The organism is Flavobacterium sp. LC2016-12 (assembly GCF_015351595.1).
Classification (GTDB): domain Bacteria; phylum Bacteroidota; class Bacteroidia; order Flavobacteriales; family Flavobacteriaceae; genus Flavobacterium.
This window is the reverse complement of record NZ_JADKPT010000003.1, coordinates 348,797-364,265: the sequence shown is the minus strand read 5'-3', so window position 1 is coordinate 364,265 and position 15,469 is coordinate 348,797. Positions and strand designations below refer to the sequence as shown.

The 15,469-nt window shown below is 35.8% G+C and carries 7 protein-coding genes; 6 read left to right on the top strand and 1 reads right to left on the bottom strand.

The features are described from left to right. Positions 1–111: 111 nt before the first annotated feature. Entirely contained in the window at positions 112–1,278 is a 1,167-nt protein-coding gene (locus IRZ99_RS07985) for a DUF4861 family protein (protein WP_194656769.1), read from the bottom strand. 237 nt (positions 1,279–1,515) lie between these two features. Here IRZ99_RS07985 and IRZ99_RS07980 point away from each other — a divergent pair, with 237 nt between their 5' ends. The 6 genes from IRZ99_RS07980 (at position 1,516) to IRZ99_RS07955 (ending at position 15,383) form a co-directional block, all read left to right on the top strand. Next, complete coding sequence (locus IRZ99_RS07980) at positions 1,516–3,720, top strand: TonB-dependent receptor (RefSeq protein ID WP_194656768.1); 2,205 nt, start codon at positions 1,516–1,518, stop codon at positions 3,718–3,720. A gap of 34 nt (positions 3,721–3,754) precedes the next feature. Beyond that, positions 3,755–4,219, top strand: a complete 465-nt coding sequence (locus tag IRZ99_RS07975) for an NUDIX domain-containing protein (RefSeq protein ID WP_194656767.1) — start codon at positions 3,755–3,757, stop codon at positions 4,217–4,219. A gap of 80 nt (positions 4,220–4,299) precedes the next feature. Continuing rightward, positions 4,300–4,938 carry an HAD family phosphatase gene (locus IRZ99_RS07970; RefSeq protein WP_194656766.1) on the top strand — a complete coding sequence of 213 codons (639 nt, stop codon included), beginning with the start codon at positions 4,300–4,302 and terminating at the stop codon, positions 4,936–4,938. Positions 4,939–5,252: 314 nt separating this feature from the next. Continuing rightward, on the top strand, positions 5,253–8,183 hold the full coding sequence (locus IRZ99_RS07965) for a triple tyrosine motif-containing protein (protein ID WP_194656765.1): 2,931 nt from the start codon (positions 5,253–5,255) through the stop codon (positions 8,181–8,183). A 530-nt stretch (positions 8,184–8,713) separates the two neighbouring features. Next, the gene (locus IRZ99_RS07960) at positions 8,714–12,592 is read left to right on the top strand and encodes a family 16 glycosylhydrolase (RefSeq protein ID WP_228519049.1); all 3,879 of its coding nucleotides are present in this window, start codon (positions 8,714–8,716) and stop codon (positions 12,590–12,592) included. A 118-nt stretch (positions 12,593–12,710) separates the two neighbouring features. Continuing rightward, the gene (locus IRZ99_RS07955; RefSeq protein WP_194656763.1) at positions 12,711–15,383 is read left to right on the top strand and encodes a beta-1,3-glucanase family protein; all 2,673 of its coding nucleotides are present in this window, start codon (positions 12,711–12,713) and stop codon (positions 15,381–15,383) included. Positions 15,384–15,469 lie beyond the last annotated feature (86 nt).

Here is a 15,469-nt window from a genome sequence, read left to right as displayed (position 1 = left end):
TTTGACAGATTTAAGCAGATTAAAAATGATTTTTTATTTTAATCTGAAATTTGATAAATAAAATCTGCGCCTATCTGCTTAAATCTGCCAAAATCTGCGTGAAATAAACCATTACTTCACCTTAACCTCAAGAGGATTATCTATCTTTTTAGAAAAAGAACTTAAATACTTTTCCCATTCTGCTTTTGTTTGAAACGGACTTCCTTTTTTCCATCCAAAACCAGCATAATAAACTACTTTGTTATCTTCTACTTTTAAGTTTGCGTATAAATTACTTAGGTCTTTATCGTTGGTTACATAGTTGGTAAAACTGATCACAGTATCTTCCGGAGCAACTAATCCTGTTCCAATTTCTGAATCATCAAGTGGTTCCCAATGACTCATCCAACTTTGCTTAAAGTTTGTGGTTATAGTTCCTTTTTTGTCGTGAAGGGTTAATCCGGCAGCAATTGTTTTGGCACCTTTAATCGAAATTTCAAAACGTGATAAATAATTTCCATAGTCAAGACTAATCAGTTTTGATTCAGTTATTTTATTTCCCTTTGCATCCCAATCGGCATAGGTCAAAATAAAACTGGTTCTGATTGGTCCGGTTGTAATGGTTTTCCAGCTGATAAAGTTCTTCGAGAAATAGTATTTCCCATCAATGTTTACGGCAATTCCGCCAATTCCACGGCTATCACCAACGGCAAAATTATCTAAACCTTCACCAGTATCTTTATGATAAGATCCGGCTCCCGAAACTGTTTTTTCATACCATTTATTAATAATAGGATATTCCACTCTTTTTAACCAGGCATCAATTCCGCTGGTTAAAGTTCCGCCCGGAATTTTATCTTCTACCATTTTTTGAGCTACAGGACCATAAGTTCTAAAAGCCACTTTATTATTTTCCCACGCATAATCGTCTGTTCTTTCGGGAACAAATCTCGAATAGCAACTTACTGTTTTTGATGCCGATGGATTTGTACCTACAAACACTTCGTATTCCTGACGGGAAGAAGCCTGAATTTTGGGTTGAAATAAAAGTAAATCAGCATTTCCGTCACCATCAGTGTCAACAGTTTGTGTTTCTAAAAATGCTGGCGAAGTAACTTCTTTCACAACATAGTTTTCAAGTTTATCTGAGGAAGATAATCCAAGCGCTTTTTTTGTGACTTCGACTGTTTCAAATTCCCGGTCAATATTTAATGTATTGGTTACCCTTACGATTTTATTCTGAGAATGAACGGCAAAACTACTTGCCAGAATTGTGGCTAATAAAAGATGTTTTTTCAAAATTTTGATGGTTTATTTCCTGATTACGTCAGATTTAATGAAAGACTAAAGTACAAATCAAATCTTAAATAAAAATACATAAAGAGTATAAATACGTACAGAACTGAAAATCAGAATAGAGTTTAAAAAGTTCGTTTAGTATAAGACAGTGCAATATTTAACTTGAATCCATTGGTTTTCTTGCTGTAGTTGCGCTATTTTTGCGGCTTTTAATTTTAAGCTATTCCTCAAAAAAAGATGAGACTACTATTTGTAATTGGAATTTTTATAATGTCATTTTCTGTAAAAGCACAATCCGTAAATGGCATAGTTACAGACCTAAACGGAAAACCACTAAATGATGTAATGATTTATAATTTCATTTCAAAAGTACATGCTCATAGTGATATAAGCGGAAAATTTGTTCTGGAAAATACCAAGCCTGAAGATAGTCTGCGTGTCACGAAGCAAGGTTATGTTAGTAAAAATAGTAAGGTTTCAAACACTGAAACGCTCTCTATTATTTTAGAGGAAAAACCATTTTTACTGGAAGAAGTTACCATTACAAATAGTCTGAAGTATTTAAACACGATTTCTAAAATAGATTTTGAAATTCAGCCTATTTCAAACTCTCAGGATCTAATGCGAAAAGTTCCGGGTTTATTTATTGGTCAGCATGCAGGTGGAGGAAAAGCAGAGCAGATCTTTCTTCGTGGATTTGATTGCGATCACGGAACAGATATCAACGTTACTGTGGACGGAATGCCTGTTAATATGGTATCTCATGCGCACGGTCAGGGTTATGCCGATTTGCATTTTGTAATTCCGGAAACGGTCGATAAAATTGATTTTGACAAAGGTTCTTATTTTGCCGATAAAGGTGATTTTACAACAGCAGGTTATATTGGTTTTAATACAAAAGAGGTTTTAACTAACAATGCCGTTTCATTTGAAGCGGGACAGTTCGATACTTTTAGAACCGTTGCTTTGTTCAACTTATTGCATACCGAAAATCAATCGGCTTATTTTGCAGGAGAATACATGATGACGGATGGTTATTTTGATGCGCCGCAAAATTTTAACCGAATCAATTTATTTGCAAAGTATACTGCTAAAGTAAATAACGGAGATAAAGTGGCAGTTTCCTTATCTCATTTTACAAGCCAATGGGATGCCAGCGGACAGATTCCGGATCGAGCTGTAAATGATGGAACGATTTCTCATTATGGTGCAATTGATCCAAACGAAGGCGGAAATACAGCAAGAACTAATTTTAATCTTCAATATGATTCTAAAATTGATGAGCATTCGCACATTAAAAACAATGCTTTTTTAAGTAAGTACGATTTTGAACTATATTCAAATTTTACTTTTTTTCTAAATGATCCTGTAAATGGTGATCAAATAAAACAAAAAGAAAACAGAACAATTGTTGGTTTTCAGTCAGAGTACAACAACAAATTGAGTGATAAATGGTTCTTTAAATTAGGAGCCGGACTCAGAAATGACAATAATAAAGATGTCGAATTATCGCATACTGTAAACAGAAAAACGGTGCTGGATTATTTGAGTTTAGGGAATGTAAATCAGACTAATCTTTTTACTTACACGAGCTTTGATTTTACGTCAGGAAAGTGGTTGATTAATTCCGGTGTTCGCTTAGATTATTTCAAATTTGGATACGAAGATCAATTGGCGCCAGCCTATACAAACCAAACACAAACTAAGGCTATTGTTAGTCCGAAATTAAATTTTTTGTATACGGAGAATAATACTATACAGTATTTCTTAAAGTTAGGAAAAGGATTCCACAGTAACGATACCCGCGTTGTAGTGGCTCAAAAAGGACAGGAAATTCTCCCGGAAACGTATGGAGGAGATCTTGGAATTAACTGGAAGCCTTTTCCAAGAATGATTGTTAATTCGGCTATTTGGTATTTATATCTGGCACAAGAATTTGTATACGTTGGAGATGAAGCTGTTGTTGAGCCAAGTGGGCAAACAGAGCGAAAAGGATTTGATTTTGGATTTAGATACCAGCTTACGAATTGGTTATTTTGGAACACTGATTATACGTATACACATGCACGTTCTATGGATGAACCTAAAGGAAATGACTATTTGCCACTGGCACCGGTTCATACTTTAATGAATGGAATTTCTGTTAAAGATTTATATGGTTTTTCAGGAAGTTTAAGAACAAGGTTTTTAGGCGACCGACCGGCAAATGAAGATAACTCTGTGGTTGCAAAAGGATATTGTATCACTGATTTTTCAGTAAATTATCAAATTAAAAAGATTTCTATCGGATTGAATATTGACAACATTTTCGATACTAAATGGAAAGAAACACAGTTTTTGACAGAAACCAGATTGGCAAACGAAACTGATCCGGTAGAGGAAATTCATTTTACCGCAGGAACTCCATTTAACGCCAGATTAATTTTGAAATATAGTTGGTAATTATATCTTATCTTTAGGTATAATATTTAAAGATATGAAACAAAGCGCCGGCATATTACTTTACAAATTTATCGATTGCACTGTTTATTTTTTACTGGTGCATCCGGGTGGGCCATTTTGGAAAAATAAAGATTTGGAAAGCTGGTCTATTCCTAAAGGTGAATTTACAGTTGATGAAGATCCACTTGAAGCTGCAAAACGTGAGTTTCATGAAGAAACGGGTTTTGAAGTAGATGGTGATTTTATAGCACTTGAATCGGTTAAACTTAAATCAGGAAAAACAGTTTTTGCCTGGGCCGTAGAATTTGATATTGATGTTACTTTGTTAAAAAGCAATGAATTCGAAATCGAATGGCCTCCAAAATCAGGAAGTATGAAAAGCTTTCCCGAAATTGATAAAGCCGAATGGTTTCAAGCGGCAGAAGCGCTAAAAAAAATAAACCCTGCTCAGGCCGACTTTATAATTCAAATCGTATCAAAAATTTCAGCTTCACTTTAAATCCCGATCACTTTTATAAAATATTTTTGTAATTTACATTCCCTCTCCAGAGGGTAATTAAAAAAATGTAATTATAAAGTATGGAAGTTAAATGTATTATTTTCGATTGTGATGGCGTTCTTGTAGATACAGAAAAAATAGGTAACGGAATTCTGCTTGCGATGGCTGCGGAACATGGTTTCGAAATGAAAATCGAAGATGCATATCGCGATTTTAACGGTCGTAATTTAAAAGAATGTTTTCAGCATATAGAAACGGCAATCGATAAAAAACTTCCGGATAGTTTTGAGAATGAATATCGCGAAAAAAGCTTCGAGGCATTCAAAACACAGGTAAAACCAATGGAAGGTATTCTTGCATTTATAGAAAAATTAAAAATCCCGTATTGTGTAGCATCAAGCGGCCCGGTTGATAAAATCCGATTAAATCTTGAAGTAGCTGGCTTACTCGATAAATTTGAAGGTAAAATATTCAGCTCCTACCAAATAAAAAGCTGGAAACCGGAACCCGGAATTTTTTTGCATGCCGCAAAAGAAATGGGCTTTGATGTCAAAGACTGTATTGTTGTAGAAGACAGCAAGGCAGGAGTTAAAGCTGGAGTGAGCGGAGGCTTTAAAGTGTATGGTTTTGCTAATAATTATAATAACGAAGACTTAGAAAACGAAGGAGCGATTCTCTTTAATAGTTTTGACGAGTTGAGTGACTTGATTGGAGTTTAGTTTTTTTGTTTCAGGTTCCAAGTTACTATAGTTTGTCATCCTTCCTCCGTCAGTATGATAAGATTGCGCTAAAAATCATCTAATTTTCTCATTATCGAATTATCTAATTAAAATGCAATTAGTTACATTAAAATAAATTTTTATATATTTGATTATAGAGATTCATTTTTTTTAGTGCCTCAAATTGTCAAATTATAATTTTTGAAGCCACGATAAAATAATTTCTTTTTGCCTGAAAATTGACTTTTCCCCAAGAGCTGATTTTTTGATTGTGGTTCTTAACACCGCAAAACTAACCTACAGAAAGAAACAAAATGACGAAATTTATAATTAGAATTTTAATTCTATCAATATCTCTTTTGCATCCAATTGTTAATGCCCAAATTAAGAAAATTGGAGTTCCTTTTATCACGAATTACAGTCCTAAAACCTATAAAGCCGCTTCAGAAAACTGTGATCTTATTCAGGATTCTAAAGGAATGATGTTTTTTGCCAATCATTTTGGCATCATGCAGTTTGATGGAGTAAGATGGAGTATCGTTACGCAGCCGGAAAATAGAAGTATGGTCCGTTCTCTTGCTATTGACAAAAAGGATAAGATTTATGTGGGCGCTCAAGGTGACTTTGGTTATGCGGTTCAATTGCCAAATGGACAATATAAATACACTTCTCTCGTAAAATTACTTCCCGTTTCTTTCAGAAATTTCGGTGATGTATTACATACAGTTGTCCGTAATAATGAAGTGACCTTTTTCTCTAATGAAGCGATATTCATTTACAAGCAAAACAAAATCAAAATATTACAATCTCCTTCTAAATTTGATGAGTTTTTTGAGACTAAAAAAGCAATCTATGTTTCGGATAATGCAAAAGGTTTATTGAAACTAGAAAATGATGCTTTGATTGCAATTCCTAATAGTACACAATTTATAGGAATGAAGATTAGAAAGATTCTTGAAACAAAAGAAGGTTTGGTAATTCTGACACAAAAGAATGGACTTTTTAAATATCAAAACAATGAATTAAAACCTTTTGTTACTAAAGTTGATGCTTTATTAAAACAAAATCAAATCTCAACAGCAATTTTTCTTTCTGGCGGATACTTTGGAATTGGGACGCGTCAATCGGGGTTGATAGTCCTGGATAGTGGAGGGAATTTGATTCAGCATGTTAATAAACAAATGGGTTTGCAGAATGAATATGTTACTAATCTTAAAGTAGATGTCGCCGGTAATTTATGGGTAACCTTAAAAGAAGGAATTTCCTTGATTCAGATTTCGTCTCCTTTGTCCAAAATATTGGATGCTTCAAATTCTGAAACCAAAATATATTGTAGCAAAATTTATCAGAACAAGCTTTATATTGCTACAGATAATGGTGTATTTTGGATGGATTGGGACGATTACAAAAATGGGCAACATAAAAATGTACATTTTCAACGTATTTCGGGAATGTCTGAAAATGTATGGAATATTGATGTTTTTGGTAATTCGCTTTTAGCTTTTGAAAAAAACGGAATCTTCGAGATAAAAGGCAATTCAGCTCAATTATTAGCCAAAACAGACGGAACATGGAAAGGGGTTATTGTTCCGAATCATCCTGATTTATTATTAGTTGGAGGTTATACAGGACTATATTTGTTGAAGAAAATAAATAGCTTTTGGGTTTTTCAACATAAAATAAAGGGATTTGAAGAAAGCAGCAGGGTGATTGAAACGGATACTGCAGGAAATATCTGGATTGCGCACGGTTATAAAGGAATTTATAAACTAAAGTTTAATAAAACTTTTGACGCTGTTTCAAATGTTCAGTTTTACAATCAGGAAGCTGGTTTTCCATCAAGTTTGTTTTTGAATACTTTCAAAATAAACAACCAAATACTTTTTGGAACAACAAAAGGAGTTTATAAGCAGGATGCTGCTTCCAAAAAAATGATTCCTGATCCTGTTTTTAGGAAATATCTGGGGATGCAAAATCACATTCGTTTGCTTAAAGTAGATAATCAAAATAATATCTGGTACGTTTCAGGAGAAAATACCGGCAGAATGAGTCAAAAAGCAAGCGGAAACTTTGATGTAGTAGAGCTGCCATTCAGGAAATTAAGATATTTATATGTTCCGGGTTTCGAGAACATTCAAACAACAGCAAGTGGAGACGTTTTTTTTGGAACACAGGAAGGTCTAATTCATTACAGCGCTTTGAAAAGTAAAAATTACCAGTTTAAATATAAAGCTGTTATTTCTGAGGTAAAATGCATTTTTCCGAAAGACAGTTTATTATTTTCAAGTCGATATGATGTACTTCCAACAAATATAAAATCAGAGGAGAAAGTATTTTGCCCGGATTTAGCGTATTCAAATAACGCTTTGCATTTTTCGTTTGCAGCACTTTGTTACGACGAAGCCGATGCAACAAGATACGAGTATTGGTTAGAAGGGTTTGAACCCAAATGGTCAGAATGGAGCCTTCAAACTGAAAAAGAATATACCAATTTGCCTGAAAACGAGTATGTTTTTCATGTAAGGGCAAAAAATATTTATGATGTTGTAAGTGAAGAGACCGTTTTTAAATTTGAAGTTTTGCCACCATGGTACAGAACCAGTTGGGCTTATATTTTGTATTTTGCTCTTTTTGGAGTTCTGATTTATGCCATTATCAAATATCAAAAAAATCTTGCAGAACGCGATCGTGAACAATTAATTCTGAATCAGGAAAAGCAACTTTTGCGAAATCGTGCCGAATTAAACGAACAAAAATTAGCCTTGGAGCAGGAGAATATGGCGATTATGAAGGAAAACCTCGAAGCTACTATCAATCTGAAAAATGCTAAAGTGGCTTCGAATACGGTCAATCTTATTCATTTAAATAAAATTTTACTTTCTATTAAAGAACTTATTAGTCAGATTGATAAGAAAAATGATTCCAATACCAATTTTAGTTTACTGACCAAAATAAACCGAATTATTGATCACGAACTTCAAGGAGATCAGCATTGGAATGAGTTTGAAGAAATATTTAATCAGCTTCATGATAATTTCATGCAAAGGCTTAAAACTAGTTTTCCTGAATTGACTCCGCGCGATATGCGATTGTGTGCTTATTTGCGAATGAATTTCAATACCAAAGAGATTGCACCGCTTTTAGGAATCTCTGTAAGAGGTGTTGAAGATACCCGTTACCGCATTCGCAAGAAATTGCAGCTTCCGTCAGATGCTAACATTACGGAGTTTATTCTTAATTTTTAAATGTGTAAATGTTTTTTTACGCAGATTTACCCTCATTTTTGTCATTTTCGACGAAGGAGAAATCCTCGTAAGTAACTCCGCCTACAAAAGCCACCAATCTTTGTAGAGCTACTCGCGAGGATTTGCTTCGCCAGTCGCTATCGCTCGAGTCTCTTTCGTCATACGTAAACTACATTTTCTTTTGCATTCGTACAAATCAAATTCATGTTTTACCTATTCAAAACCGCTGCATCGGCGTTTTTTTTACTATCAGTAAATTCCTAAGTATTTTTACGCTTTTTGAAAGCTGTTTATTACAATTTTTTATAAACACCGTAGTCAAACCGTAGCCCAAAATTGAAGTCTTGGGTAGTTTATTTGTTAATATTGTCGTCTTATTAATACAATATTGATCTGTTTTTTGAAAACAGAAGATTTATTGTGTTAATAAGCTTTACTAACAAAAAACTAAAAAAATGAAACAAAAAGACTTTTTTTTCGGCCGACCACCGAGAAGCAATTATTATTTTTTAAAAAGGTGTATCATTCTGATGCTATTTTTTCTTACACCTTTTCTAAAACTTCAGGCACAATGCAACACCTTAATTTGGTCTGATGAGTTTAACGGCACAACCGTAGATTTAACTAAGTGGCAAAGTATTTCCGGAAACGGTTGCCCTTCGCTTTGCGGCTTTGGAAATGGGGAAGCACAACGTTATGATCCAAATCAGGCAACAATTGTAAAAGAAGGAACAGACAGTTATCTAAACATTCAGGCAAAGTACGAGCCGAATGCCGCATTCCCGCAACAACCCTATTCCTCTGCAAAATTAACTACTGAAGGAAAATATGCCGTTAAATATGGTAGAATTGAAGCTCGTATGAAATTATCTTCCGGAATGGGAGCGTGGCCTGCCTTCTGGATGTTGCCTGCCGGTACATCAAATTGGCCTTTTACAGGTGAAATTGATATCATGGAAGCCAAACACAGAAATCCAAAATCGATAGACGGTACGATTCATTATGATGGAGGTGGTTATCATTTTACAGGAAGAAGTTATAGCTCGCCAACTGATTTATCGACTGAATTTCACGTTTATGCGGTAGAATGGGGACCCAATATTATCAAATGGTTTATTGATGGCAATTTATTTCATACTGCTACACCAAATACTACAGTAAATGGCGGGTGGCCTTTTAACGATCAGCAGTTTTATATTATTTTAAATTTGGCTGTTGGTAGTTTAGGAACGCCTTACACAAGCGTAAACGGCGCAGGAGTAGAGCCAATTCCGGCTGATTTCCCGGCAAAACTACAAGTTGATTACGTTCGCGTTTACAGCGGAAGTTTTACTTATGGAGTTCTGGGCGATGCAAAAGTGTATCATAATGAAACTGGTAAAACCTATTCTATAAACCCAATTGCAGGTGCAACTTACAATTGGACAGTTCCTGCTGGTGCATCAATTACATCAGGACAAGGCACAAACACGATTACTGTAAACTGGGGAACTTCTGGGGGAGATGTTGCCGTAGCTACAACAGTTTCGGGCTGTGCTGCTAATACATATAAACTGGCAGTAATAACAGAAGCACCTTTAACTGTAGAAAAAATTCACGAAGATTTTCAATCAAACCGAAATATCGTGTACGGTAATAAAACAGGAGTTTTGACAGAAGCTGTTGCAAATCCATCAGCTACAGGAATTAATACTTCTGCTTCAGTTGGAAAATATGTTCGTAACGCTTCTGAATTGTATGATGTTTTAAATATCAAAAACGTAACAATTAGCAATGCAAATGATTATGTCTACGGAAGAAAAAAGCTTTCTTTTGATATTTATACATCGGCACCGGTTGGAACAAAGATTTCGATGCAATTGGAGAATAGTCTGGTAACAACTGCAATCAATTTTCCTTTGGGAAGACATAGCGGTTACAAAGCCACGACAACGGTGCAAAACAAATGGGAAACAATTGAATTTGAATTCGAAAAAGTAATTGACCCAAATACAAGCGCCTTGACGATCAATAATGTGGTTTTTCTTTTTGAATCGAATTCGAATTCAGGTGCAACCTATTATTTCGATAATCTGCTCACAAAAGCAGCACCCGAAAAACCTATTATTGCTACGGATGTTTTGCAAAACTACGATGGTATTAATAAGATAATAAAAGGAACTACTACCGGAACGTATTCTGTAGTTGCAAATCCGGGAGCAAATTCGGTAAACTCTTCAGCCAATGTGGCGAAGTATGTTCGAAATGTAACCGAACAATATGATGTACTTTTCTTTAATACACAAAACAATATTGAAGATGCAGGTTTACTAAAAAATCAGACGAACAAAATTATGATTGATGTGTATACTTCGGCACCAATTGGTACTGTTGTAAGTCTGAATTTAGAAAATAGTGCAACATCGCTTCCCGCTAATTTTCCAACCGGAAGAAACAGTAATTATGTAGCAATTACCACCAAACAAAATCAATGGGAAACACTCACTTTTTATTATAATTCAAGTCCGGATGCAGGAACTTCAAATTTGGCAGTGAACCAAATGGTTATCTTGGCTAATTCAGGTTCTTATACCAGCGATACCTATTATTTTGATAATATCAGAATTGGTTCAACAAAACTTCCGGATACTTTTACGCCAGGAGTTGTGTATGAAGATTATCAAAGCACGCACAATATTACGTTTAGAGATGCTATTGGAACTTATACGCCAAACACGGCAAATCCAAATGCAAGCGGAATCAATACTTCTTCAAACGTTGGAAAATATGTTCGAAAAGCAACGGAATTGTATGATAATTTTTCGTTCAATACCACTTTAACGAACATTGGAGATTTCAAAGCAGGTACTAAGAAGTTTGCGATGGATGTGTATACTTCAGCACCAGTTGGATCTATAATTTCCTGGCAGGCAGAAAGCAACGCTTCTATTCCGTCAAATTATCCGGCAGGAAGACATAGTATTTATCAGGGTGTTGTAAAGCAAAGTAATGCATGGCATACCGTAATTTTTACCTATGCGAGCTCGCCTGATGCATCAACGTTAGACAGCGAAGTAAATCGTTTTGTTTTCTTGTTAGAGCCAGGAACGAGTTCAGGAAACACCTATTATTTTGATAATCTTAGAGCTTTAAATTTAGTTTCTACAGAAAATCCACCGGCAACTTTACCTGCGCCGTGGGTTAGTACCGATTTAGGCGCTGTTACTCCAGCCGGAGAAGCGACTCACGCCAGTGGAACTTTTACCATCAAAGGTTCAGGAAATGATATTTGGGAAACAAGCGATCAATTTCAATTTGTAAATCAATCGATTACAGGTGATGCTGAAATTATTGCAAAAGTAAATTCATTAACAAATACGAATACATATGCCAAAGCCGGAGTTATGTTTAGAGAAACGCTTACGCCAACTTCTAAACATGCGATGACTGACGTAAGCGCAGCGGCAGGAGTAGAGTTTCTATCAAGAGATGCAGTTTCTGGAATCACGACGGCTACGGTAGCGGCTGGTACGGCTCCAAAATGGATTCGTATCGTAAGATCAGGAAATGTGTTTACCTCTTATACTTCAGACAACGGATCAACCTGGACGCAACTTGGTACACCAAGAACGATTGCCATGGCAAGCACTATTTATGTAGGTATGGCTGTGACATCTCATGCAAATGGAACTTTGACAACGGGAGTTTTCAGCGATGTTATTGTTAGAAATATTACGGCTCCAACGAATACCAATTTAGCTCTGGCCAAAACAGCTACAGCTTCTACAGAAGAAAATGCTACTTATTCTTCGGCGAAAGCCACAGACGGAGATGCAGGAACACGTTGGGCTAGCAGTTTTGCTAATACAAGTGAATGGATTTATGTTGATTTGGGAAGTAATTACAACATCAATCGCGTGGTTCTAAAATGGGAAGCTGCTTTTGCAACCCAATATAAAATACAGCTTTCTACAGATAATGTTTTCACCGAAAATGAAACCATCAACACACAAACCGCCAGCGATGGAGGAACAGATGATTTGGCTGTAAGTGGAACAGGAAGATACCTTCGAATTTTATGTACTACAAAAGCTTTGACTCCATACGGATATTCTTTATTCGAAATAGAAGCGTACGGATCTGCTTCTACAGCTAAAAAAGCTGCGGTTATTATTGAAGAAACTGAAGTAGAAAATACTGAATTTGTTATGTATCCTAATCCGGCGAGTAATTATGTTCAACTTTCAATACCTGATCAATTAAATAATAAAGTAGTAACAATTTATGATAATTCAGGGACATTATTAATCGAAAGAAAAGTAGAGTCTAATGATGCTCAAATTGATATTAGCAGACTTAAAAGCGGAATTTACATTCTGAATTTCAAATCAGATCAAAAAAGCTGGTCTAAAAAACTGATCAAGCAATAATTAAAACAGGCTGGGTGTTACGATCCTAAATAGTTACACCCGGCTTTTTATGCATACCTATTTTCTCATTACTTACTAATTGATTTAAAACCAATTTACTAACCTAAAAGAATTAAAAATGAGAAGTTTTAAATTATTAAAAACCTTTTTTGCAGTAATGTTCTTCGCATTACTATCTAATTTTATGTATGGGCAAGGGCCTATACCATTTACAATCAGTAATACCTCGACATTTAATGACAACGAATTGTATGTTGCCATTGTAGGTATAGATTATACAACCGGAAATCACGTTTGGGTGAACGCTAAAACGAGTCAGGTTTTGCCTATGAGTTCGTCTTATAATACCGTTACCGGACCAATAATTGGTGGGAATACCGGTCCGGGACAAAACTCAAAATATGCCAATTGTTTTACCAAATTGAGCGAGATTCCGAATAAGACTTTTACGCTCCCACAAATTGCGGGTTGCAGAGTTTTTATTGCCAAGGGACAACAGCTGTATTTTTATTTTTTTGGAGCAAGCGGAGCACCTTCTGGTTATACTTCTCCGAATCCGTTGAATGCAACAGATCCAAATCAGGGAATTTTATATGAAATTATTGAATTGACGAATAATCAATATGGTTTCTTCGGAAATCCTTCAAGAGTGGATTCGTATAAATATCCAATGGGATTGGAATTATTTGGAGCAAACAGCTATCAGAAAAGAGTGGGTGAATTAAAAAAACACGCTGATATTGTTGCGGCTTTTAAGGCCAATGTTCCATCAGAATTTCAGGGTTGCGTTAATGATGCAACGGGCGAAATTACAGCGCCATCAAAAACTCCTGCTTTTGCAGATGGAACCGGAGGAACTTCTGTAGGACCTCAGGCCAATTACCTAAAATCTTATATTGATGCGATTTGGAACAAATATAAAAATGAAGATTTAATATTCTATGCCGGAGATGCCGGAGTTTTTAAAGGACGAGTGATTGGAGAGCAACTGGAAATGGTTGGTCAATCCGGAGGTTTTGTCGGCCGTACAGGAAGAGTTCAAAACCGGCCTTCGACTCAGGAAGCACTCGAAGGAAAAGGAGTTCTGGACAGAAGATTGGTCGACGGAGATTTAGATCTTGTTATTCAGGCGCAGTTAACGGCTGCAATCAACAGACATGTTGTAAACACTACTACTGCAAATCCGGGACAGCAAAACTGGTATGATGCGTCAAAATATTATCAGGTAAATCCAACGAATCATTATTCTAAATTTTGGCATTTGCCAGGCATTAGCGTTGATAATCTGGCATACGGATTTGCATATGATGATGTAGCGGATCAATCGCCATCGCTTCATAGTCCACAGCCAACAAAAGTTATTGCAAGTTTTGGTGGATATGCGGGAACAGTTCCTTCAGTTCCGGCTACCACAGATGTGATTACGGTTTATAAAGATTGTAACTATACCGGATTTTCTGGCGGATTAACAATTGGAGATTATAATCTGGCTCGTTTGAATACTTTGGGCGTTCTAAATGATGATATTTCTTCGCTTAAAATTACACAGGGTTATCAGGCGATTTTATATCAGGATGATAATTTTACAGGAGCTTCAACGGTAATTAATTCTGATAATACTTGTTTGAATACAACGTGGAATGACAAAGTAACTTCTATCAGAATTATAGCAAACGGAACAACCACTTTAGGAAATCAGACTTTCTTTTTACAAAACAGAAACAGTGGTTTGTATATGGATGTTTGGAATTCGAGTATGTCTAATGGAGCTGGAATTAATCAGGGCGCTCTTAATTCCGGAAACAATCAGAAGTTTACGTTTACCCATTTAGGTGATGGTTTATATAAAATCATAGCCAATCACAGTGGTCAATCATTAGATGTAAATAATTTCAATAAAGCTAATGGTGCACGCGTAGAGCAATATCCATACAATGCCACAACCAATCAGCAATTTGTATTGGTTTCAACTGGTGATGGATTTTACAAAATTGTTGCCAGACACAGCGGCAGAATTGTTGAAGTCGCAGGAGCAAGTGCAGCTTCTGGCGCTATTGTACAACAATGGGACAATAACAACCAAACTTGTGGACAATGGAAATTGATTCCGGCTACAACTTCGCAAACCTCTGTTTTAATTCAGGCCGAAGATTATTCTGCCATGAGCGGAATTCAGGTTGAAGCAACTACAGATACTGGTGGAGGATCAAATGTTGGTTATACCGAAACTGGCGACTGGATTGCTTACAACAGCATAAATTTTCCAACTACAGGTTCGTATTTAATTGAATATAGAGTAGCAAGTGCCGTAACTGGTGGCAAATTATCTTCAGATTTAAATGGCGGAACTATTGTTTTGGGTTCTGTTGATATCCCGAATACAGGAGGATGGCAAAACTGGCAAACGGTTTCTCAGACTGTAAACGTGAATGCTGGAACATACAATTTTGGAATCTACATTCAGAATACGGGAATGAACATCAACTGGATTAAAATTACGAAAGTCGGCGCTGCTTCAACTGCAAAAAAAGCTTTAGCTCCGGTTGAAGAAGAAGCTCCGGTTGAAACGGTATTAAATGTTTATCCAAGTCCGGCAGACAGTACAATTTTCTTTACAACAGATGTTTCCGGACAAAATGTAAAAATTGTTGATTCTCAAACCGGAGCAGCTGTTTTGTCTCAAAAAATCAGTAACAACAATATCGATGTTTCTCGCTTAAGAAAAGGAATCTATTTGATTGTTTTTGAAAAAGAAGGTAAACAGACGATCAAACGTTTTATTAAAAAATAGTTTTAAAAACAGATCTCGGACTTTAGATTTTAGATGATAATTAGGTAGTGTTAGTTCTGCCAAATTAGATGAATAGTAATTAAAAT